The following is a 23,122-nucleotide window of genomic DNA, read 5'->3' on the forward strand; positions in this document are numbered from 1 at the left end:
GATGTTCCCTACCCCACTCGAGCGAACATCCCGGTCGTGGCAGATTGGCTATCAGTCACTGCTGCCCGTTGCGGTTATCGCATGGTTGCTGCCTTTGCTCGCCGTCGCGATGTTCTCGGTCAAGCCAAGCTCTGATTTCACAGGTGGTGACTATTGGTCGTGGCCATCACGCTTTGCGGGTTTCGAAAACTACGGCCGTGTTTTCACCGACAGCCCAATGCCCCGCTACATTCTGAATTCCTTCATGATCACCATTCCAACGGTAATCGGCGCGGTTGCACTGTCCTGCATGACTGGCTTTGCGCTCGGCGTGTATCGGTTCCGCTTTAACTTGGTGGTGTTCTTTCTTTTCATCGCGGGGAACTTTGTGCCGTTCCAAATCCTGATGATCCCAGTGCGCGATCTGACGATTGATGCCGGGCTTTATAATACCAAGCTGGGGTTGGTCCTGTTCCACATCGCGTTCCAAACGGGGTTTTGCACGCTCTTCATGCGTAACTTTATCCGCGCCCTGCCCTTTGAACTGATCGAGGCGGCCCGCGTAGAAGGTATCACAGAATTCCAGATTTTCTGGCACATCGTCCTGCCCTTGATGAAGCCCGCGATTGCCGCGCTGTCCGTGCTGATCTTTACCTTCATCTGGAACGACTATTTTTGGGCGGTCGTCCTGACCCAAGGTCCACAAGCACAGCCCGTGACCGCAGGTATCACCAGCTTTAACGCACAGTTTGGCGTGGCCTATCACATGCTGTCGGCGGGCTCGATCGTTGCGGCCCTTCCCCCTGTGTTGATGTTCTTCTTGATGCAACGCCACTTTATCGCGGGCCTTACACTTGGGGCGGTCAAATGATCCAATGCTGGCGACTAGACGATGCCCGACAGACGCTTGTTTTGGGCGTGCGCGATAAACAATTGGCCGAGGCGATCTATTGGGGACCGCGCCTGCCTGATAGCGAAAATCTGGAAAACCTTTACGCGATCCATGGCATCGACGTCGCTGGCGGCATGCTGGACCAACACCCAGAGCTGTCGATTTGCCCTGCCGCAACGCGTACGTTTCAGGGTCACGCAGGCATGGCGTTGCGTGACACGGCAGGCAAACCGCTGTTACCAAAGCTGGCGTTCGAAAGCGCCAAGGCGACGACAGACGCGCTTTGCCTAACGTACACGGATCAATCCATTGGCCTAACCTATCGCGCCCATTTCGCGATTGATCCCGAAACCCATCTGATCACCATGTCGGCGGAACTGGAAACAGAGCAGCCCATCAACCTGCAATGGCTTGCCGCACCCGTGTTACCTGCGCCGCAGCTATCGGATGAGATGATAGACTTTGCCGGGCGCTGGTGTGGCGAATTCCAGATGAACCGCACGCCGTGGTCTGCCGGAATGCGCATGCGCGACAACCGCACGGGTCGGTCCGGGCATGAACATTTTCCGGGCCTGATCGTCCCTTGTCGTGGCGCGACCAACACCCAAGGCGCGGCATATGGCTTCCACTATGGTTGGTCCGGTGGACACAAAATGGTGGCCGAAGAACTGCCCGATGGCCGCCGCCAAATCCAATTTGGCAACGCGTCAGACACTGAACTGACCCCGCTGACCCATTTCAAAACTGCGCCGCTTTTCGCGACATATTCGGGTACTGGACTAAACGGCTGCGCAATCGCGTTTCAACGGCACCTGCGCGACCGCGTGGTAACTTGGCCGCATCCTGACCGCCCGCGCCCAGTGCATTATAACTGCTGGGAAGCCATCTATTTCGATCACGACATTCCAGAGCTTCAGGAGATCGCCACACATGCAGCCAATCTAGGCGCAGAACGTTTCGTGCTGGATGATGGCTGGTTCGGAAAACGCGATGACGACACGACATCGCTTGGTGATTGGTTCATTGATACGCGCAAATATCCCGATGGATTAACCCCGCTGATTGACCACATTCATGGGCTTGGCATGACCTTTGGCATCTGGTTCGAACCAGAGATGATCAACCCAGATAGCGACACCTACCGCGCCCATCCCGATTGGGCATTGGGGGATGAAGATCAGATTCTGGGCCGCCACCAAAAGGTGCTGAATATGGCACTGCCAGCGGTCCGCGATTACCTATTTGATCGGATCGCCAAAGTGCTGACCGACTACGATATCGATTACATAAAATGGGATCATAACCGGGTTCTGCCGACCCCTGATGCGGATCAAACACGCGGCACATATGCCCTGCTTGATCGGTTGCGCACCGCGTTTCCACAGGTCGAGATTGAAAGCTGCGCCTCGGGTGGTGGCCGGATTGATTTTGGGATCATGGAACATACCCAACGTGTCTGGCTGTCCGACAGCAACGACGCGCTAGAGCGGTTGAAAATTCAACACAACGCAGCACTATTCCTGCCCCAATGCGTGACAGGCAGCCATGTTGGCCCGCGCGTTTGCCATACATCTGGGCGCATCTTGGATATCCGGTTCCGCGCTTGGGTCGCTGCCCAACGCCACATGGGGTTCGAGATGGACCCGCGTGAACTGACCGGCGACGAAGCCGATGTGCTGCGCCGTGTCACCCAGTGGTGGAAAGACAACCGCAACTGGATGCGCCACGCCGATATTTTGCGGCTTGATGCGGCGGATCCGGCAGTTCTGGCTGAACAACATCTACATCAGGATCAGTTCGTCGTCTTTGCGGGCAAGGCCGACACATCCACGCAAATCGCGCCACGTCCGCTGCGCCTGACCGGGCTTGACGCCAACGCAACCTACCGCATTGATCTAGCGAACCGCGATGAACTCACTCGCAAGGCGCTGTCACGCGGACAGTCCCTCTTGAAAACAAACGCGATAAAGGTCAGTGGCCAATATTTGATGCATCACGGGATCACTCTCCCGTGGAGCTTTCCAGAAACCATGTGGGTTATCGAGGGCCACAAAATATGAAGAAACCACGCCGCAGCAGTAATTGGTACGGAATGATGGACAAAGACGGGTTTACCCGTCGGTCCTGGATGAAGAACCAAGGCTTCCCGGATCACGCCTTTGATGGCCGCCCTGTTATCGGGATTTGTAACACTTGGTCAGAACTGACGCCCTGCAACAGTGGGCTGCGCGATCTAGCCGAGGCCGTAAAGCGCGGCGTCTGGGAGGCAGGCGGTTTCCCGGTCGAATTCCCGGTGATGTCGCTGGGCGAAACCCAGATGAAACCCACAGCAATGTTGTTCCGCAATCTGTTAGCAATGGATGTTGAAGAATCCATTCGCGCCTACGGCATTGATGGTGTCGTGTTGCTGGGCGGTTGTGACAAAACCACCCCCGGCCAGTTGATGGGTGCTGCATCGGTAGATTTGCCATCAATCGTTGTGTCCTCTGGTCCGATGCTAAACGGTAAATGGAAGGGCCGCGATTTGGGGTCCGGCACTGACGTCCGCAAATTCGCGACCGCTGTGAAAGCGGGCGAAATGACATTGCAGGACTTCATGGCAACTGAATCCGGTATGAGCAGATCCAAGGGTGTCTGCATGACCATGGGCACCGCGTCCACGATGGCGTCATTGGTCGAGGCAATGGGAATGGCCCTGCCAACCAACGCCGCCCTCCCCGCCGTTGACGCCCGCCGCGCAGCACTGGCCCATATGACCGGTAAGCGGATCGTTGAAATGGTCGACGAAGACCTAAAACCATCCGACATCCTGACCAAAGCGGCGTTTGAAAACGCAATCTTGACCAATGCCGCCGTCGGCGGATCGACAAACGCCGTTGTGCACCTGCTCGCGCTCGCCGGGCGCGTGGGGGTGGACCTGACGCTTGAGGACATCGAAATCGGTGGTGAAATCCCATTACTGGTCAACTGCATGCCATCGGGCAAATACCTGATGGAGGACTTTTGTTATGCGGGCGGCGTGCCTGCCGTGTTGAATGAACTCAAAGACATCCTGCGCCCATCGAAAACGGTGCTTGGTGGTGACATCAGCGCCTATCACGACGGTGCCGAATGCTATAATTCCGATGTAATCCGTCCGTTTAACGACCCGATCAAACCTGCCGCTGGTCTACGCGTGTTACGCGGGAACCTTGCGCCCAATGGTGCCATCGTAAAACCATCGGCGGCGTCTGATCATCTGTTGGAACACACTGGACCGGCCTATGTGTTTGAAACCATCGAAGACCTAAAAGCCAACATCGACCGTCCTGACTTACCTGTCACCAAAGATACTATTTTGGTGCTCAAGGGCTGCGGCCCCAAAGGGTACCCCGGCATGCCAGAGGTCGGCGATATGCCGATCCCGGCAGTGTTGGTGAAACAAGGCGTGCGCGATATGGTTCGGGTTTCGGATGCCCGCATGTCCGGTACGGCCTTTGGCACCGTAATCTTGCACGTCGCACCCGAAGCAAATGCAGGCGGCCCGCTTGGGCTTGTGCAAACTGGCGATATCATTCGGGTATCGGCAAGCACTGGTGTGCTTGATCTTCAGGTCGATGAAGCCGAACTTGAAAAACGCCGCGCAGCTTGGGTCGCGCCCGAACCGCATTACACGCGTGGCTATGCCAAGCTTTATGTTGATACCGTGCTTCAGGCTGATAAAGGCGCAGATCTAGATTTCTTGGTGGGCAAAGACACCCGCCCCGTCACAAGGGAGAGCCACTAATGAGCCACCCAATTTTTCCTGACCTCAAATCAGCATCGGTATTCATCACCGGCGGTGGATCGGGCATCGGGGCCGCACTGACCGAAGGGTTCCTGCGCCAAGGCGCTAAGGTTGCCTTTGTCGGGCAATCTGATGCGTCAGCTTTTGTCGATCAGATGGAAACTGCGACAGGTAACCGCCCGCTGTTTATCCAATGCGACATTACCGACACCAGCGCACTACAGGCCGCAATTGATAAGGCCGCGGCGGCCCACGGGCCGGTCACTGCGTTGATCAACAACGCAGCCAACGACAAACGCCATGCCACCGAAGAAGTCGACGAGGCCTTCTGGGAATGGTCCATGGCGATTAATCTCAAGGCATATTTCTTTGCTTGTCAGGCCGTCCTGCCCGCGATGAAATCGGCTGGAGGCGGAACAATCATCAACATGTCCTCGATCAGCTATATGATGGGAAACGCAGGATATGCGCTTTATACAACGGCAAATGCCGGGATCACGGGCATGACCCGGTCGCTGGCCCGTGAATTCGGCCCTGACGGTGTTCGCGTAAACGCAATCGCGCCGGGTTGGGTGATGACACAAAAGCAAAAAGACATGTGGGTGACGCCCGAAGCTCTCGCCGGGCATCTTGACCGACAATGCGTCAAGACCGAACTAGAACCAGACGACATGGTCGGTCCGGTCCTGTTCTTAGCGTCAAACATAAGCCGGGCAATCACCGGCCAACTGATCGCCGCAGATGGCGGCGTAGTGGTGACAGGATGACCAACAACACCAAAAAACCGAATTGGATCGGCGTTGACTGGGGTACATCCAACCTACGCGTTGCCCTGATGTTTGACGACGGCACGACACAATGCCTGACATCTGACCAAGGCATGAGCGGGCTAAGCCCGGACGCATTTGAACCCGCACTTTTAGCGATGATCAACGATCACCTTGGCACTGGCGTGACCCCTGTGGTCATCTGCGGCATGGCCGGATCGCGTCAAGGCTGGGCAGAGGCTCCCTATATCGCGACGCCCTGCAACCCGCCGTCCATTGCAGAAGCCGTGAAGGTAAAGGTCAATGACCCGCGTATTTCGGTGTCAATTCTACCGGGGGTCAAGCAGGCCAAACCTGCCGACGTGATGCGTGGCGAAGAAACCCAAATCGCTGGCTTTCTGGCGCAAAAACCCGATTTTGACGGTGTTTTGTGTCTACCCGGCACCCATTCGAAATGGGTTCATATCAGCGCGAAAGAGATCGTTAGCTTTCGCACCTTCATGACCGGTGAAATGTTCGCGCTGTTGGCCGAACAATCCGTGCTGCGCTTTTCGGTTCAGGCAGAACTGGATCTGGATGCCTTTGATGCCGCTGTCGGTGATGCGCTTAGCCGCCCTGAAACAATCGGCGCAGAGCTATTTGCGCTGCGTGCGGGCACCCTACTGGCGACGCTTAGCGAAAGCGCGGCACGGGGGCGTTTGTCTGGCCTACTGATCGGCACAGAACTTGCGGGCGCACGCCCCTATTGGCTGGGCCGCGACATTGCACTGATCGGTGCTGGCAAACTGACCGCCCTTTATCAGCGCGCCCTTGCGCAACAGGGGATCACCGCGCCTGCTGTTTCTGGTGAAGACATGGTTCTGTCCGGCCTATCTGCCGCCTATACACAACAGGTAAAATCATGAGCCGCAATATCATCGCTATTCTGCGTGGGGTCACGCCGACAGAGGTCCTTGAAATAGGTCAAACATTGATCGACGCAGGTATCGACCAAATCGAAGTCCCGCTGAATTCGCCTAATCCATTGGAAAGCATCGGCATTCTCGCGGACGCGTTTGGTGATGTGGCGCTGATTGGTGCAGGCACCGTTCTAACGACCAAAGACGTGGCGGATGTCGCAAGCGTTGGTGGCAAACTGATCGTGTCACCTGACTGCAATCCAGATGTGATCCGCGCGACCAAAGCCGCCGGATTGGCCAGCTACCCGGGCGTCATGACGCCAACTGAATGCTTTGCTGCACTGCGCAACGGCGCGGATGGGCTCAAATTCTTTCCCGGATCACTTGTCGGCGTTGATGGGTTCAAGGCCGTCTCAGCTGTCCTACCCAAAGGCACACGCAGCTATGCTGTGGGGGGCGCAGATGCATCGAACTTTGCCGATTGGGCCAAGGTCGGGATCACCGGGTTTGGCATCGGATCGGCCATTTATAACGCCGGGATAACCGCCCAAGACGTGCGCACACGCGCCGATAAAATCGTTGCCGCCTACGACGCGGCGATGCCTGCCTAAGAAACGAAAGATCACCCGATGAAACGCACCCTTGGCACCTGCTACTACCCCGAACATTGGGACGAAGAAATCTGGGCAGAAGACGCCCGGCGCATGGCCGATCTTGGTCTGACATGGGTGCGGATCGGGGAATTTGCATGGTCGCGGCTAGAACCATCGCCCGGTGATCTACAGCTAGATTGGCTGGATCGCACGATTGATGTGCTGAATGACGCGGGGCTTTCTGTGGTGCTGGGTACGCCAACAGCCACACCCCCACGCTGGATGCTGGATAAGCACCCCGACATGATCGCGCTGGACGCTGACGGCAAACCGCGCGGGTTTGGATCGCGACGGCATTATTGCTTTAGCCACGCTGGGTTTCGCGCTGAATCGCAACGGATCACACGGATTATCGCCGAACGGTTTGGGTACAAAGTTGCGGCATGGCAGACCGACAACGAATACGGATGCCACGACACGGTGATCAGCTATTCAGACGCGGCTCGCGTTGCGTTTCAGGACTGGCTACAGGCCCGATATGGCACAGTCGATGCGCTGAACGCTGCTTGGGGTAACGCATTTTGGTCAATGGACTATGACCGTTTCGACCAAATCGGTTTGCCCAACCTAACCGTCACAGAACCTAACCCGGCCCACGCGCAGGCATTCCGTAGGTTTAGTTCGGATCAGGTCGTCGCGTTCAACCGTGAACAGGTCGACGAAATTCGTGCGCACTCAACCGCGCCGATCAGCCACAACTACATGGGGCGCGTCACAGACTTTGACCATTTCGAAGTTGGCAAAGACCTCGAGATCGCGACATGGGACAGTTACCCGCTTGGGTTTCTCGAAGACCGCGTGGGGGCAAGCCTCGAACATCAACGCGCCTTTGCCCGACAAGGTGACCCGGATTTTCAGGCGTTTCACCACGACCTATACCGCGCTGTCGGCCGAGGCCGTTGGTGGGTGATGGAACAGCAACCCGGCCCCGTGAACTGGGCACCGCACAACCCAGCGCCCCTACCCGGCATGGTCCGTCTTTGGACGTGGGAGGCATTGGCGCACGGTGCCGAAGCCGTCTGTTATTTCCGCTGGCGTCAGGCCCCATTCGCCCAAGAACAGCTACATTCCGGCCTGCTACGCCCCGACAGCGCAGAGGCGCCAGCAATGCTTGAGGCCCGCCAAGTCGCGAGTGAAATCCAAGACGCCCCCGATGTCAGCATCCCGCGTGCCGATGTGGGGCTTATCTTTGACTACGACGCAGATTGGGCATGGTCGGTGCAGCCGCACGGCGCGGAGCTGAGTTATTTCGGACTGGTGCTCGACCACTACCGCGCGCTGCGGCGTGCGGCGTTGAACGTGGATATTCTGTCGCCAGACACGCAGGATTTCAGCGGGTACAAAATCGTGCTCGCACCCGGTTTAATGCATCTAACCGACGAACTGCGGGCCGCATTGGCACAGACCGAAGCGCATGTTGTCTATGGCCCACGCACCGGGGCGCGCGATGCAGATTTCAAAATGCCTATCCCGTTACCGCCCGCGATTGCCGGACTGGATGTCACGGTCGAAAGGTTAGAGAGCCTGCGCCCCGACAGCCCAACCCCATTGAAAGGCGGCGGTGCGGTGCAAGGCTATCTCGAAGAACTCGAAACCACCGCGACACCGATGTTCACACGCGAAGACGGGCAGTCAATCACAGTGACAGACGGAAACCGGACCTACAACGGCGGCTGGCTAGACGACGCCGGAATGGACCGACTGGTCGCACAGCTTTGCGAAACAGCCAACATCGCGACACGGGCACTGCCAAATGGCATCCGCATTCGACGCACTGTGACCGAAGAATTCTGGTTTAACCACTGCGCCGGGGCGGTCGAAACGGAAATCGGGAGGCTCGCGCCTGCATCGGTAACACGCCGGATCATCTGATCGGCGTGTTACATATCATGCATGTACATCGTGAGGTGCTGCGGGCAACAAAGGTTGAATTAGTCTCGTAAACGAGTCGATGTAGATCAGCAAATCCATCAATCGCAGCCAAACGATCGGCAAGGTCGCGCGACAGACGCGTCAATGTATCCAAGTCCGGCCCAAAGATTTTGATAGCGACAGGTGTGGCAACCCCGCTCCCGAATGAATCAGGTGGGCCGACGCGAAACTTTGCACCGGGAACAGCTGATAATGCGTCTCGAACACATGGGGTGATCGTTGTCAGGTTCAAGTCGCGTTCTGTCGGTGGGGTCATACGCACAACGATAGCAGCACTGTTTTCCCCTGAGTTAGAGCCTGAGCAGCGCAATCTTGGTCAGTTCGCTCGGCAAGATTTGCATGACGACATCGCGAGGTTTTTCGTCCGTCATGACAACGGCTGTTTCCGCGGGCTCCGTGCCCCCCGTCAAAGCGCTGCTTTTCAACGTGAGTCCACCGACAACAAATATTGCCAAAACCACCCAAGGCCAGCGTCGCCGCGGTGGTTTGCGCCCTTATGCTGTAGCTTTCTCAACCTTCTTTTCGCGGTTTGTTAACGCCCAGTCTGGATTGGGCGCGTCTTGGGTCGGCTTATTCACATCAACGTTCCATCTATTCGTCCGACACATCTTTCGACATCGAAATTGTATCATTTTGAGCCAGTGCATCTGCCCACGACTTTAGAAAGTCGGCAGACTGGCGATAAAAATCTGCGAGCTCTGACACAGGTTCGCGTTTGTGTTCTTTGTCGGCAGGAAAGCTGGCCGCGATTTCATCGATCTGCGCAGCGTTACGTTTAAACCGTTCTGACATCGTTGAAAGAATGCTCTGATGTGGGCGCGGCAACGCGCGCCACAGGTCTTGGCGCGACCCCTTACGGCTTTCGCGGACAACAATGCCTCGGACCTCTAGCAGGCGCACATTGGTCGAAACAGACGCCTTAGATACATCAAGATCTTCGGCGATTTGGGTCAAAGAACAAGCCTCGCCCGCGAGTACAAGGTATGCCGTGATTTGCCCTGAAATACGCGGCGACCCATCCGCCTGAGAAATCAAGCCGAGCGTTTCGATAAACTTGTCTTCCGGTGTCTGCGTCATGTCATTTCTTTCATTTAATACGTTCAGTACATACTGAACGTTAGATTCGCAAGTCTACTGATTGGCTGTGGTTTTAACAAAAAAGGGCCGCACAATCACACGATTGCACGGCCCCATGTTGTCTAGTCGGTGATTGCTTAACCGATGATGGCGTTCAATGTTGCCGATGGGCGCATCACTGCAGCCGTTTTCGCGTCGTCAGTGTGGAAGTAACCACCAAGATCAGCGGCGGCACCTTGCGCTGCTGCGATCTCCGATGTGATTTTAGCTTCATTGGACACCAGCGCTTCTGCAATTGGCGCAAAATGCGCGGCAAGCTCTGAGTCAGTTGACTGTGCTGCCAGTGCTTCTGCCCAGTAGCGCGCGAACCAGTAGTGGCTGTCGCGGTTGTCAGGCTCGCCGACTTTACGTGACGGTGAATTGCCGTTGTCCAAGATACCTTGAGTGGCGGCATCAACCGCAGCACCCAGAACACGTGCCTTTTCATTGCCTTTGGCATCCGCAAGGAATGTCAGGCTTTCGCCAAGCGCGCAGAACTCACCAAGGCTGTCCCAACGCAGGTGGTTTTCTTCGACCAACTGCTGCACGTGCTTTGGTGCGGAACCGCCAGCACCCGTTTCAAACAGGCCGCCGCCATTCATCAGCTTCACGATAGAGAGCATCTTGGCAGATGTCGCGAGTTCCAGGATCGGGAACAAATCGGTCAGATAGTCGCGCAGGACATTGCCGGTGATCGCGATTGTGTTTTCACCCTTTGTGATCGTCTCAAGCGATGCGCGTGTTGCTTCGCGTGGCGCCATGATCTCAAACTTGTCAGCAACACCTTTGGCTTCGAGGATTGGTTTCACATAGGCGATCAGCTCTGCATCGTGGGCGCGGTCTGCGTCCAGCCAGAAAATTGCGCGTGTGCCTTCGGCCTTTTGGCGATCAATGGCAAGGTTCACCCAGTCTTCGATTGGGGCCTTGCGCGCAGAGGCTGAGCGCCAGATGTCGCCAACTTCTACGTTATGGCTGTGCAGAACTGTGCCATCATCAAGGATCATCTTAACGGTGCCAGCGGCGGGGATTTCAAACGTGGTTGGGTGTGAACCGTATTCTTCGGCTTTTTGCGCCATCAGACCGATGTTCTGAACTGTACCAGCAGTCGCTGGGTTCAGCTTACCGTTCTCTTTAAAGAACTTGATGGATTCGTCATAAACTGGCGCATATGAATTGTCAGGGATCACGCAGTTTGCATCAGATTCTTTGCCGTCTGGCCCCCAACCTTTACCACCAGCGCGGATCAGCGCAGGCATTGACGCGTCGATGATCACGTCGGATGGAACGTGCAGGTTGGTGATACCTTTGTCGCTGTCGACCATGTACATCGGCGGACGCTGCGCAGTGATTTCTTCAATCGCGGCTACGATCTCAGGCTCGCCTTTTACCTTTTCAAGAAGCGTACCCAGACCAGCGTTACCAGTCACGCCCAGCGCGTCCAACTTGTCGCCGAATTTGTCGAATACAGGTGCCAACCACGCTTTAACTGCGTGACCAAAGATGATCGGGTCAGAGACCTTCATCATTGTCGCCTTCATATGCAAAGAGAACAATGTCCCCTCGGCTTTGGTCTTTTCGATTTCGTCAGCAAGGAACGCATCAAGCGCTGCGGCGCTCATGAATGTCGCGTCAACGACGGTACCTGCAGGGTATGTGACGCCGTCCTTTAGGACAGTTTCACCATCAGCTGTTTCCAGAACGATCTTTGCAGTCGCTTCCTTTGCCAGCGTCGCAGACACTTCGTTTGAGAAGAAATCGCCGCCAGACATAGAGGCCACACGTGTTTTGCTGTCGGCAGTCCATTCGCCCATGCGATGTGGGTTCTTTTGGGCAAAGCTTTTCACAGCTTTGGCCGCACGACGGTCAGAGTTACCTTCGCGTAGCACAGGGTTCACAGCGGAACCTTTCAGGCCATCGTATTTCGCGCGGACAGCTTTTTCTTCGTCGGTGCTTGGGGCCTCTGGATAGTCTGGCAAAGCGTAGCCTTGCGATTGCAGTTCTTTCACAGCAGCAACCAACTGCGGGACCGAAGCCGAGATATTCGGCAGTTTGATCACGTTCGCATCAGGGGTTTTAACCAGTTGACCCAGCTCGGCCAGATCATCGGTCTGACGCTGTGCTTCTGTCAGGTAATCTGGGAATGTCGCAAGAATACGACCGGCAAGGCTAATGTCCTTAGTTCCAACAGATACGCCCGCAGCGGCGGCAAACTTCTGAATAATTGGCAGGAATGACGCAGACGCCAGTTCAGGTGCTTCGTCGACTTTTGTGTAGATGATATCTGACATAGGAAACCTCTTGAGATTAGTTGCCTAGGTCCATAGCGGATGCTGCCACAATCGTCCACAGTATACCGATGCATACGAACGAAAGGCGGGCGGCAGCCGAGTGGTCGCCGCCGCCCTCGCTGGGTTTAAAAGAAGCCCAGTTTATTTGGATTATAGCTGACCAACATGTTTTTGGTCTGCTGATAATGATCCAACATCATTTTGTGGTTTTCACGGCCAACACCGGACTGCTTGTAACCACCAAATGCAGCATGTGCAGGATAGGCATGATAGTTGTTCACCCACACACGGCCTGCCTCGATCCCGCGGCCAAAGCGATAGCAGGTATTCATATCGCGCGACCAAACGCCGGCGCCAAGGCCGTACATCGTGTCGTTTGCCAGCTCTAGGGCTTCGGCTTCGTCCTTAAAGGTTGTCACAGACACAACCGGGCCAAAGATTTCCTCTTGGAAGACCCGCATCTTGTTGTGGCCTTTCAGGATCGTTGGCTGGATGTAGAACCCGTTCTCAAGTTCGCCACCCATCTCGGCCGCTGCACCACCGGCCAGAACCTGTGCGCCTTCTTCAACACCGATCTGAAGATAGGACAGAATCTTATCCTGCTGTTCACGGCTTGCTTGTGCGCCAACCATCGTGTCAGGCAGACGCGGATCACCCTGCTTGATGGCTTTTACCCGTGCAATCGCGCGTGCGATGAACTCTTCATAGATATCTTCTTGGATCAGTGCGCGGCTTGGGCAGGTGCAGACCTCGCCTTGGTTAAAGGCAAACAGCACAAAGCCTTCGACAGCTTTGTCTAGGAACGCATCATCCTTTGCCATCACATCGGAAAAGAAGATGTTCGGTGACTTGCCGCCCAATTCCAGCGTAACTGGGATCAGGTTTTCGGTCGCAGCTTGCATGATCTTGCGACCAGTCGCAGTAGACCCTGTAAAGGCAATTTTCGCGATCCGCGAAGATGTCGCCAGCGCCGCGCCGACTTCTGCACCATAGCCGTTTACGATGTTCAACGTCCCAGCAGGAAGCAGGTCAGCGATCAATTCAGCAAACACCATGATCGCAGCTGGTGTCTGTTCGGCAGGTTTCAGAACCACGCAGTTCCCAGCCGCAAGCGCCGGTGCCAGTTTCCAAGCCGCCATCAGAACAGAGAAGTTCCAAGGGATGATCTGACCAACCACACCAAGCGGTTCATGATAGTGGTAGGCAACGGTATCCGCGTCGATTTCGGACATCGACCCTTCTTGGCCACGTAGAACCCCCGCGAAATACCGAAAATGGTCAGCCGACAGCGGGATATCCGCAGCCATGGTTTCGCGGATTGGTTTGCCGTTATCCCATGTTTCCGCTGTCGCGATCAGTTCAAGGTTTGCCTCGATCACATCTGCGATTTTCAGCAAAATGTTAGACCGCTCTGTCGCGGATGTCTTTCCCCAAGCATCTTTGGCAGCGTGGGCGGCATCCAGTGCCAGTTCAACATCTGCCGCGTCGGAGCGGGCGACCTCGCAAACCACGCTGCCGTTGATTGGGGTGATATTATCGAAATAGCGCCCACCGACTGGGGCAACGAATTTTCCGCCAATAAAGTTATCATAGCGGCTTTTGAACGGAGAGCTAAATTGCTGCTCCGTTTGTGTCATCTCATTCATAATTATTCTCCTCCTGACCAGGTCCTCCACCCGGGTTAGAAGAGGCTAGCGATCTTCAGTTCATGCCGTAAATGCCCCCACAAAAAAGCGCGACTTGATCTGTCTCAGAAGTGAGACACGCCGCGCCAAAAACCCATCAAGCGCGGACAACAAGGCCTGCCGTCAGAGGCACCAACGCCATAAGAAATGCCAGTGTGGCAAATGCTACTGTTAGACTGGTCGCATCTGCAACAAACCCAACCAACGCAGGCCCCAGCAGAACCCCTGCATATCCAGTCGTTGTAACCGAAGCGACTGCAAGGCTGGGTGGCATGATCGTTTGACGCCCTGCCGCGCTAAACACGATCGGTACCAAATTCGCAGCACCAAGACCGACCAGTATGAACCCTGACAACGCCACGGTTGGCCAAGGCGACACAAGCACAACTGCGATACCAACTATGGCAGCAATCCCACCAAATACCAAAACGCGGAATTCGCCCAAAGCCATAACGATCCGATCACCCGCCAGCCGCGCAGCCACCATCGCGACCGAAAACAAAATGTATCCGATACCTGCTGTCTGGGCGGCCGTGATCTGACGATCAATAATCAGTAGCGCCCCCCAGTCCAAAATTGCGCCTTCGACCAGAAACGTCACCCCCGCAATAATCGCAAGCAACAACACAATCCCATGCGGAATGACATAAGGTTCGGGGTCACTGCCGCTCACCGCTAGCAGCCGCGACCCAGCCAAGAGTATCGCCACAAGTGCAACAGTTGCACCGATCAGCGCTGAAATCACAGCTGACACCCCCAACGATAAAAGTATGGTCATCAGCCCAGCACCGAAGAAACCGCCAATGCTAAACTGTGCATGAAAGTTAGACATCAATGCACGGCCTTCTTTGCTCTCAACTTCAGCGCCGTGAACATTCATTGCCACATCAATCGTGCCTAACGACGCGCCAAACATGAACAGTGCAACACCAAGCGCGAGTGGCGTCGTAGCAAACGCCAACACCGGCAAGAATGCAACCAACCCAATCCCCCCGAGTAAAACCATCGGCCGAGCACCCCGGCGCGCAGCAATGATCCCAGTCACGGGCATCGCGACAATAGACCCCAGCCCAAGACACAGCAAAACTAAACCAAATTGACCTTCATCTGCTTCGATATTCGTTTTGATAAATGGAAAAAGCGGCGCACAACACGCCATTGAAAAACCAGCCGCAAAAAATGCCAACCGCGTCGCAAGACGCGCTGGTGCAGTCGTAGAAAAATCGGTCAAAGGCTTCCCTTGCTTTGTTAAGTTTCGAAATTAGGTCAGACCGTGATGACCCTGTCGCCAGACCGCGTTAACAGTTCAGTCGCGCCTTGGTCGGCATCAGTGATCAACAGATCAATTTGATTCATGTGAAGCGTGTGGTGCCGCGCGCGTTTCCCGATCTTTTCAGCCCCAGTTACAACAAAGGTCCGGGCAGCCGCCGAATGCATTGCAGCTTTCATCTGGGCTTCTTCATAGTCGTCTGTGCTAAGACCGAATTCGGCGTCGATACCACAGGCTCCTAGAATTGCGATATCCGCGGTCACATCAGCAACCTTACCCAATGCAAGACCACCGACCGCAATTCCACCACGCGCGCTTAGTTTTCCACCTAACAAAAAAACGTCGATATCATTTTCTTGACAGGCAATCGCGACCCACGGTGACGGCGTCATCACCAGCCGACCTGTGAAGTTGGAAAGATGCGCAATGAGCCCGAGCGTGGTCGATCCACCGTCAACCAACAACGTAGAAGCATCGCCAATTTGAGAAATCGTCGCGTGGGCGATGTTTGGGTTGATCCCGCCTGCGCCAGCCAAACGCGAGTGGAGCGGAGCAACCGGTTTCGAAATAGGCACCGCGCCACCACGAACGCGGTGCGCCTTTCCCTCTGCCTCAAGCGCAAGAATATCACGGCGAATGGTATCCAAGGACACATCAAATTCCGTTGCAGCATCGGCAGCGACAATTTCTAAACCATCGTCCAATCGTCGAGCAAGAATACGTTGGCGTGTATCGGGTATATTTAAGTTCATGCATAATCCTGCAAATTATTGCAGAATCATGCATATGTTGATTTCCCGAAACCGTCAATGTCGTGGATTGTGCCTAGTCACCAAGCCCAAGACGCTTCATGCGCCGGTATAGCGTAGCGCGTCCGACGCCCAGCGCACGGGCGGCTTCGGACACGTTGCCGCTAGCACGGGCCAATGCTCGCACCACGGCGGCCCGTTCTGCTTTGACAAACCCTGTCGGGCCATCTTCGCGGCCAAAGATATCAGAGGCTGGGCGTGGCTTGATTGCGCCCAACAGTTCCAAATCAAACACTTTGCGCGCATTCCGCGTTGCGCCAATTACGATGTCATCGGCATCTATGGCCAGCAATGTTGCAATGTCGGCATCCCCGCTATCTGCAACAACGATGCGCGCCTTCGGGAATGATGCGCGGAAAAAATCGGATTCAATGGACTTCGCCGTTTGCGCGACCATAGCCCCGATCAACTGATTATAGCTTTCGGTTTGATCCGCACGCGCGGATGAGACATCTAGTGCCGCAAGCAAACGGCCATCGATCCCAAAAATCGGGGCGTCCATGCAGCTCATTCCAATATTTCGGGCAAGAAAATGGTCATTGCGATGGATCGTCACTTGGCGCTTTTCAGTCAGGCAGGTGCCAATACCATTTGTGCCTTCGGCAGCCTCGCTCCAATCTGCACCCAGACACAGCCCCCATTCCTGAAAGGTATCAGTATCAGCGTCAGTACAGCGTTGATCTAGCACAATCCCAACTTCGTCCGTCAGCAAAACGCCGCACCCAGAATTCCCAACCAGTCCAAAAAGGTGGTCCAGTTTAGGCGCAGCAACCATCATAAAACGGTCGTGTTTATTGCGCCGATCATGAAGTTCAGACGCATTAACAAGGTTGACCGTGATATCATCGGCCGGGTCTAACCCATGGCGTTCGACAGACCGTCGCCAAGACGCCGCAAGCGACGAACGCGCAGCGGCGGATCCCGAGTTCACGGCACCCATGATTTTATCAATGTGCAGCTTCTTTTCCGAAATGACCATTCCCCCCTCCCGTGGTTACTGATCTTCCTCCCGTCGGGCACAATAGCCTGAGACAGTGCAAATGTCTCGGCTTGTGTTCATCACAGGCAAGTCTTCAACTTTGGGCGTTTTGGGAACTGCGAATATCCTGCACAGAAAAGTCGATCAGCGTTCGGATTTTCCGTGGGAGAGCACGCCCCTCAAGGTACACTGCTCTAAGCGGGATCTCTTCGCATGTGAAGTCCGGAAACAGCGGGACTAGGGCACCCGACTTAAGCGCGTCAACCACAGCGAAATGCGGCGAATACACGATACCCTGCCCAGCAACCGCCAAATCACACGCCGCCCGAGCAGAGTTCACATGAAACCGTCCGGCTACCGTCACGGCAGTTTCTTTCGTTTCGTTTTGGAACGTCCAGCGGCGCGCATTGCGACGGTTGGTGTCGACAATACAGGCATGGTCGGACAGCGCTGCAACGGATTGTGGCATGCCGTATTTTGCAAGATACGCAGGGCTAGCGGCGACCACACTACGGATCATACCCAGTTTGCGCGTTTTTATTGACAACATATCCGTCGCACCCAAACGAAATGCGACATCAATCCCTTCTGAGGCCAAATCGACGTAATGATCGCTAAGCCGCATATCAAATGTCAGGTTCGGATGCTGCATGGCAAAACGACCCAGCATTGGGGCAATATAGGATTCTCCGAATGTGACGGGTGCTGACACACGAATAACCCCAGAAAACCCACGCGAACCTTCTGACACGTCCCCAAGCAGATCATCTAGTTCTTCCAGTAATGCTGGCGCCCTTGCCAACAGATCCTCGCCTGCGGGGGTCATACCCACGCGCCGCGTCGTGCGCTGAAACAAGCGCACCCCCAACTGTGTTTCAAGCTCTCCCACATATTTTGAGGTCAGACGATTTGATACGCCTAACTGTTCTGCGGCCGCCGTGAACGACCCGCTCTGCGCCGTCGCAACAAATGCGCGCAGTTGATCAAGCATATCCATAGCAAAATCCAATTAAGAACAAATTGTGGTAATTCAATCCATAGCTTCGCCATTTCGTGGATGCCAATCAAGACTTATGTTCACCTCAATCCATGAAAGGACCCTGAAAATGAGCACTGCACATTCCCTGCGCAATTTGCGCGAAAGCCTAGCACCAAGCGAACGTATGCCTCTGGTCTTTTTGGGTCACGGAAGCCCAATGAACGCCATCGAAGACACGGAATACAGCCAAGCATGGACCAAATTAGGACACGCGCTACCGCGACCGAATGCGATTCTTGTGGTTTCGGCACATTGGATGACGCAAGGAACCACATTGGTCGATGTATCAGCCCTACCCCGCACAATACACGATTTTCGCGGCTTCCCCGACGCCCTGTTCGCGCAGCAATACCCGGCCCCCGGCGCGCCCAATCTTGCACGCGAAGTCGTATCGATCCTAGCAAGCCACCACGCCCAAGAGGACGACACATGGGGTTTAGACCACGGCGCATGGACCGTTCTAAAGTTCCTGTATCCGAATGCCGATGTTCCGGTCTTTCAAATCTCAATAGATATGACACGTGACCTTAGCTATCAGCTTGAGATCGGGAAAACCCTGTCAGAATTGCGTGATCGCGGCGTACTGATCCTTGGTTCTGGCAATGTGGTGCACAATTTACGTGCGGTACAACATGGCGGTAAACCACAAGATTTTGCATTAGAGTTCGACAGCCTTGTAGCAAATCGTTTAACGGAAAGAGATTTTAGCGCGCTCGCGGATCGTCAATCATTGGGGTCGTTACTGCAAATGGCACACCCGTCCGTCGATCACTATCTACCTGCCCTCACAATTGCAGGGGCATCGACAGAAAAAGACCAGTTAACGTTCATGACCGATGCCATCGATCTGGGGTCTGTATCGATGCGATCGTTTGTCTTTCACGACAGCTAAACCCTAAAGGGTCAGTGGTTAAATACCGCTGACCCTTTGTAAGTTACTGTGGCAGTTCGATTTGCAGCTTCACATCCTCTGGCGAAGCAGACGCAGCAACATCGAACGCGTGGACGCTATCTTCGAACGCAAATGTGCGCGTGATAAGTGGCTTTACATCAATCGCACCGGAACTCAGCATTCCAACACAGCGCGGGAAAACATGGGCATAGCGGAAAATATTTTCGACACGCGCCTCGCGGACCATTGCAGCGCCTGCATCGTATGAAATCGGCTCTGGCTGGCCACCGATCATGACGACACAACCGCCTGGGGCAAGTGGTTGAAAAACCTGCGCGGCGGCTTGGGGTGATCCTGTTGCCTCGAACACAACGTCGGCCCCCCAACAATCAGTTGCGGTAAGAACAATATCGACAAGGTTTTGCTGTGATACGTTTACCGGTGTGATCGCTTGCGACAGCCCAGCCGCAATTTCCAGTTTTTTCTCAGCTAAGTCACTGACAAACACGCGCGCGCAGCCTGCTGCGATTGCCGACAGCGCCGTGACCAATCCGATTGGCCCAGCACCCATAACGACGGCAACGTCGCCAGGTTTGATCCGCGCCTTAGTCGCGGCATGCACGCCGACCGCCAATGGTTCAACCATCGCCGCCTCAGCAAAGCTAACGTTATCAGGCAAGCGAAACGTAAAATCAGCGGGGTGCACGCAGGTCGGTCGTAAAATTCCATGCACTGGTGGGGTCGCCCAAAACCGAACCGCCGGATCGATGTTATACATCCCCAACCGTGCAGCTTTTGATGTAGGGTCCGGGATGCCGGGTTCCATGCACACACGATCACCGATTGAAAGGTTCGTTACCTCTGCTCCCAGCTCAATCACTGTGCCGGAAGCCTCGTGCCCAAGTACCATCGGCGCGTTCACGACAAAGGGACCAATGCGACCATGCGTATAGTAATGCACATCCGACCCACAGATTCCCACAGTATGCAATTTTATCCGTACATCGCGCGGCCCAAGCGTTTCTTCTGCTTTTGATATTTCGGGAAAGTCGCGCAGCGACAGTTCGTCTTGACGTTCAAGAACCAGCGATTTCATGAGACATGCCTCCACACTTGTCATTGTGCAACACCAGTGCCCATCCGCCGCCAAAGATCAAGCGCCAGTCACAAAAAGGGGCGCAAGCATGTTGCCGCGCCCCTTTCAAATTGTCTGTATGATGTCAGATCAAATATCGAAAAAGATCGTCTCGCCTTCGCCTTGCAGGCGGATGTCGAACCGGTAAACACCGTCGGCTTCTTTCTTGGCCAGCAGTGTCGGCACCCGGTTTTGGTGTTCGATCCGAGTTAGGATCGGGTCGGCCGCGTTCGCGTCCGCCTCGTCTTCGAAATACATGCGTGTGTGCAGACCGATGTTGATCCCGCGCGCAACAACCCAAAAGGTCACATGCGGGGCCTGCATCCGGCCATCAGGGAACGGGACCGTGCCCGGCTTCACGGTGTCAAAGGTAAATTCACCCGTATTCATATCACCTGGTGACCGGCCCCACCCCGTAAAGTTTGGGTCTGCCTGTCCGCGCGTTTCATTGGCAGAATTGAACAGGCCCTCACCGTCTGGCTGCCAGATTTCGATCATAGCATCGCGCAGTGGCGTTCCAGTGCCGTCAAACACTGTCCCTTTGATCATGATTTCCTGACCTTTGACCGGGCCGGTCTTCATGGACGCGCCTAGGTCTTCGCCGTAAATATCGATTCCCGTGAATTTCGGGGTGCATCCGATATGAACATATGGGCCAGCCGTCTGGCTGGGGCTTTCTTTGAGGTATTCATCAAGTTTCTGAACCATAATTACATTCCCTCAACACGGTTTTCAAAGAACGTCTGACGACGGCCGCGCAGGACGATGTCAAACTTATAGGCACGTGAATCCATTGGCACAGTGCGGTGCATATCCAAAGGTGCGATCAGCGATTCAACAGCAGCTTTGTCGTCGATGGTATCAACGATGGGGCACAGCCAGATATGCGGGTCACCTTCGAAATACATCTGCGTAATCAGGCGCTGGGCAAAACCATGACCAAAGACGCTAAAGTGGATATGCGCAGGGCGCCAATCATTCATGCCATTGGGCCATGGGTACGGACCGGGCTGAATGGTGCGGAATTCATATGATCCGTCTTCGCCCGTGATCGTACGCCCGCAACCACCAAAGTTGGGGTCAAGCGGCGCAAGATAGCTTTCTTTCTTGTGGCGGTAACGGCCACCCGCGTTGGCCTGCCAGAATTCCAGCAGCGCACCGGGAACAGGACGGCCCATTTCATCCAACACACGGCCATGCACGATGATACGCGGACCAATCGCGCTTTCACCCGAGGCGGCGTAGTTGTGGATCAGGTCGTTATCCAAATCGCCCAGCATGTTGTGGCCAAAAACCGGGTTGGTTTCTTCGCTAAGGGTCGTTGGGAATGAAAGCAGGGCGGCTTGCGGGCTGCGCTTGACCGAAGTCTTATATTGCGGCGTCAGCGCGGCGGGCTGCCAATTGCGGTCACGAGGAACAAAGCCCCCTGTGTTTTTGATGATTGTCATACCTCGACTCCCAATTCGGCGAAGGTTTGTTTAGCAAGTTTGATCGCATGATTGGCCTTAGGCACCCCGGCATAAACCGCCACATGCATAAAGGCCTGAAGAATATCTTCGGGGCTTGCGCCCGTGTTCTGACTGGCGCGGATATGCATCGGGATTTCTTCGAAATTCCCAGTCGCGGCCAGTAAGGCAAGCGTCAACATAGACCGTTCGCGGCGGCTGATCGTGTCGTCAGACCACAAGGTGCCCCATGCGCCTTCGGTGATCATCGACTGGAACGGCACGTCAAAGGTCGATTTGTTCGCCTCTGCACGGTCGACATGCGCGTCTCCCAGAACCTCTCGGCGGGTTTTCATGCCTGTGTCGTATCGGTTGGTCATCTGTTTGGCCTTTCAGCAATCAATAGGGCAAGCCCACATAGTTTTCGGCCATCGCTTGCTGCGCGGCTTTATTTTCGCGCAGGAACTCAAGCTCTGCGAGTTGGATTTTATAGTCGAAATCCGTCTGGTCCGGGAAACGGTGCATTAGGGACGAGAACCACCAGCTAAACCGTTCCGCTTTCCAAACGCGGGCAAGCGCCTTTTGTGAATAGGTATCGATACCTTCGGAACTGTTGTTCTCATAAAAATCACGCAGACCGTTATATAGGTAATGCACATCAGACGCGGCGGTGTTCAGCCCCTTGGCACCTGTTGGCGGCACGATATGGGCGGCATCACCGCAAAGGAACAACCGGCCCCAACGCATAGGTTCGGTCACAAATGACCGCAGCGGCGCAATGGATTTTTCAATCGACGGCCCTGTGACCAGCTGTTCGGCCTGATCCGCAGGGATGCGGCGCTTTAGTTCTTCCCAGAATGCATCGTCGGTCCAATCGTCTGGGCTGTCTGACAGCGAACACTGGATGTAATAGCGGCTTAGTTTTTCGTTCCGCATCGAACACAGTGCAAAGCCACGTGATGAATTCGCATAGATCAGTTCGTGGTTCACTGGCGGTGTTTCTGACAAAATGCCAAGCCAACCAAACGGATAAATCTTTTCGTATTCTTTGCGCACGTCCAACGGAATTGCCTGACGGCTGACGCCATGAAAACCGTCACAGCCCGCAATGAAATCGCAATCAACGCGACGGGCCTCGCCTGCGACATCATAGGTCACATAAGGCGCGTCGCTGTCAGCATCGTGGATAACGACGTTTTCAACATTAAATTCGATCTTACCGTTGGCCTTTTCACGGGCCTCGTACAGATCGCGGGTAACCTCGGTTTGGCCGTAAACCATCACCGCGTGCCCAGTGTGTTCGCTGAAATCGACGCGGAAAATTTCGTCGTCATATGAAATCAGCGTGCCATCGTGCAGATATCCTTCTTTATCCATCCGTTCGGAAACACCTGCCTCGCGCATCAGATCAAGCAGCCCGCGTTCCAACACGCCCGCCCGGATACGACCCAGAACATAGTCCTTTGTCTTGCGTTCCAGAACGACACTGTCGATCCCACGTGTGTACAATAGCTGCGACAAAAGCAGGCCCGATGGCCCGCCCCCAATGATGAGGACTTGCGTTTTCATGTGTGTC

Annotated in this window: 21 protein-coding genes; 8 read left to right on the forward strand and 13 right to left on the reverse strand. The window is 55.1% G+C overall.

Annotated features, from left to right (window positions below):
- Position 1 precedes the first annotated feature (1 nt).
- The 7 genes from CYQ09_RS13340 to CYQ09_RS13370 are packed head-to-tail and all read left to right on the forward strand — an operon-like array spanning position 2 to position 8,828.
- Positions 2-850, forward strand: coding sequence for a carbohydrate ABC transporter permease (locus CYQ09_RS13340; RefSeq protein WP_106745920.1), 849 nt, complete (start codon positions 2-4; stop codon positions 848-850).
- The gene (locus tag CYQ09_RS13345; protein ID WP_106745921.1) at positions 847-2,931 is read left to right on the forward strand and encodes an alpha-galactosidase; all 2,085 of its coding nucleotides are present in this window, start codon (positions 847-849) and stop codon (positions 2,929-2,931) included. The genes CYQ09_RS13340 and CYQ09_RS13345 overlap by 4 nt, the downstream gene beginning before the upstream one ends.
- Positions 2,928-4,637: an IlvD/Edd family dehydratase gene (locus tag CYQ09_RS13350; protein ID WP_106745922.1), complete on the forward strand. Its 1,710-nt coding sequence runs from the start codon at positions 2,928-2,930 to the stop codon at positions 4,635-4,637. The genes CYQ09_RS13345 and CYQ09_RS13350 overlap by 4 nt, the downstream gene beginning before the upstream one ends.
- On the forward strand, positions 4,637-5,404 hold the full coding sequence (locus CYQ09_RS13355) for an SDR family NAD(P)-dependent oxidoreductase (RefSeq protein ID WP_106745923.1): 768 nt from the start codon (positions 4,637-4,639) through the stop codon (positions 5,402-5,404). The genes CYQ09_RS13350 and CYQ09_RS13355 overlap by 1 nt, the downstream gene beginning before the upstream one ends.
- Positions 5,401-6,309: a 2-dehydro-3-deoxygalactonokinase gene (locus CYQ09_RS13360; RefSeq protein ID WP_106745924.1), complete on the forward strand. Its 909-nt coding sequence runs from the start codon at positions 5,401-5,403 to the stop codon at positions 6,307-6,309. The genes CYQ09_RS13355 and CYQ09_RS13360 overlap by 4 nt, the downstream gene beginning before the upstream one ends.
- Positions 6,306-6,914 (forward strand): 2-dehydro-3-deoxy-6-phosphogalactonate aldolase, encoded by a 609-nt coding sequence (locus tag CYQ09_RS13365; RefSeq protein ID WP_106745925.1) that lies wholly within the window; start codon positions 6,306-6,308, stop codon positions 6,912-6,914. The genes CYQ09_RS13360 and CYQ09_RS13365 overlap by 4 nt, the downstream gene beginning before the upstream one ends.
- Before the next feature lie 18 nt (positions 6,915-6,932).
- A complete protein-coding gene (locus CYQ09_RS13370) occupies positions 6,933-8,828 on the forward strand; it encodes a beta-galactosidase (RefSeq protein WP_106745926.1) in 1,896 nt (631 codons plus the stop codon).
- Here the strand turns inward: CYQ09_RS13370 and CYQ09_RS13375 are convergent.
- From CYQ09_RS13375 to CYQ09_RS13410, 8 genes are all read right to left on the reverse strand, one after another.
- Positions 8,821-9,144, reverse strand: a complete 324-nt coding sequence (locus CYQ09_RS13375) for a hypothetical protein (protein ID WP_204353959.1) — start codon at positions 9,142-9,144, stop codon at positions 8,821-8,823. The two genes, CYQ09_RS13370 and CYQ09_RS13375, sit on opposite strands and share 8 nt — an antisense overlap.
- A 335-nt stretch (positions 9,145-9,479) precedes the next feature.
- Positions 9,480-9,965, reverse strand: coding sequence for a GbsR/MarR family transcriptional regulator (locus CYQ09_RS13380; protein WP_106745927.1), 486 nt, complete (start codon positions 9,963-9,965; stop codon positions 9,480-9,482).
- A 137-nt stretch (positions 9,966-10,102) separates the two neighbouring features.
- Entirely contained in the window at positions 10,103-12,292 is a 2,190-nt protein-coding gene (locus CYQ09_RS13385) for an NADP-dependent isocitrate dehydrogenase (RefSeq protein ID WP_106745928.1), read from the reverse strand.
- Positions 12,293-12,417: 125 nt separating this feature from the next.
- The gene (gene adh / locus CYQ09_RS13390; protein ID WP_106745929.1) at positions 12,418-13,938 is read right to left on the reverse strand and encodes an aldehyde dehydrogenase; all 1,521 of its coding nucleotides are present in this window, start codon (positions 13,936-13,938) and stop codon (positions 12,418-12,420) included.
- A 136-nt stretch (positions 13,939-14,074) separates the two neighbouring features.
- A complete protein-coding gene (locus tag CYQ09_RS13395) occupies positions 14,075-15,208 on the reverse strand; it encodes an MFS transporter (protein ID WP_106745930.1) in 1,134 nt (377 codons plus the stop codon).
- A gap of 35 nt (positions 15,209-15,243) precedes the next feature.
- Entirely contained in the window at positions 15,244-15,999 is a 756-nt protein-coding gene (locus tag CYQ09_RS13400; protein ID WP_106745931.1) for a DeoR/GlpR family DNA-binding transcription regulator, read from the reverse strand.
- A 73-nt stretch (positions 16,000-16,072) separates the two neighbouring features.
- Positions 16,073-17,035 carry a GAF domain-containing protein gene (locus CYQ09_RS13405; protein ID WP_204353960.1) on the reverse strand — a complete coding sequence of 321 codons (963 nt, stop codon included), beginning with the start codon at positions 17,033-17,035 and terminating at the stop codon, positions 16,073-16,075.
- Between the two features lie 94 nt (positions 17,036-17,129).
- A complete protein-coding gene (locus CYQ09_RS13410; RefSeq protein WP_106745932.1) occupies positions 17,130-18,032 on the reverse strand; it encodes a LysR family transcriptional regulator in 903 nt (300 codons plus the stop codon).
- Positions 18,033-18,141: 109 nt separating this feature from the next.
- Between CYQ09_RS13410 and ygiD the strand changes: the two genes are divergently transcribed.
- Positions 18,142-18,966 carry a 4,5-DOPA dioxygenase extradiol gene (gene ygiD, locus CYQ09_RS13415; protein ID WP_106746172.1) on the forward strand — a complete coding sequence of 275 codons (825 nt, stop codon included), beginning with the start codon at positions 18,142-18,144 and terminating at the stop codon, positions 18,964-18,966.
- Positions 18,967-19,009: 43 nt separating this feature from the next.
- On the opposite strand, the gene CYQ09_RS13420 is transcribed toward ygiD, so the two are convergent.
- The 5 genes from CYQ09_RS13420 to pobA form a co-directional block, all read right to left on the reverse strand.
- Positions 19,010-20,062: an NAD(P)-dependent alcohol dehydrogenase gene (locus tag CYQ09_RS13420; protein ID WP_106745933.1), complete on the reverse strand. Its 1,053-nt coding sequence runs from the start codon at positions 20,060-20,062 to the stop codon at positions 19,010-19,012.
- A gap of 129 nt (positions 20,063-20,191) precedes the next feature.
- Positions 20,192-20,809 carry a protocatechuate 3,4-dioxygenase subunit alpha gene (gene pcaG / locus CYQ09_RS13425; RefSeq protein WP_106745934.1) on the reverse strand — a complete coding sequence of 206 codons (618 nt, stop codon included), beginning with the start codon at positions 20,807-20,809 and terminating at the stop codon, positions 20,192-20,194.
- A gap of 2 nt (positions 20,810-20,811) precedes the next feature.
- Positions 20,812-21,549, reverse strand: a complete 738-nt coding sequence (gene pcaH, locus CYQ09_RS13430; protein WP_106358446.1) for a protocatechuate 3,4-dioxygenase subunit beta — start codon at positions 21,547-21,549, stop codon at positions 20,812-20,814.
- The gene (gene pcaC, locus CYQ09_RS13435; protein WP_106745935.1) at positions 21,546-21,926 is read right to left on the reverse strand and encodes a 4-carboxymuconolactone decarboxylase; all 381 of its coding nucleotides are present in this window, start codon (positions 21,924-21,926) and stop codon (positions 21,546-21,548) included. Before pcaC ends, pcaH begins: the two co-directional genes overlap by 4 nt.
- Before the next feature lie 19 nt (positions 21,927-21,945).
- Positions 21,946-23,115 carry a 4-hydroxybenzoate 3-monooxygenase gene (gene pobA / locus CYQ09_RS13440; RefSeq protein ID WP_106745936.1) on the reverse strand — a complete coding sequence of 390 codons (1,170 nt, stop codon included), beginning with the start codon at positions 23,113-23,115 and terminating at the stop codon, positions 21,946-21,948.
- Between the last annotated feature and the right edge of the window lie 7 nt (positions 23,116-23,122).

It is taken from the genome of Yoonia maritima (genome assembly GCF_002933395.1).
Taxonomy (GTDB): domain Bacteria; phylum Pseudomonadota; class Alphaproteobacteria; order Rhodobacterales; family Rhodobacteraceae; genus Yoonia; species Yoonia maritima_A.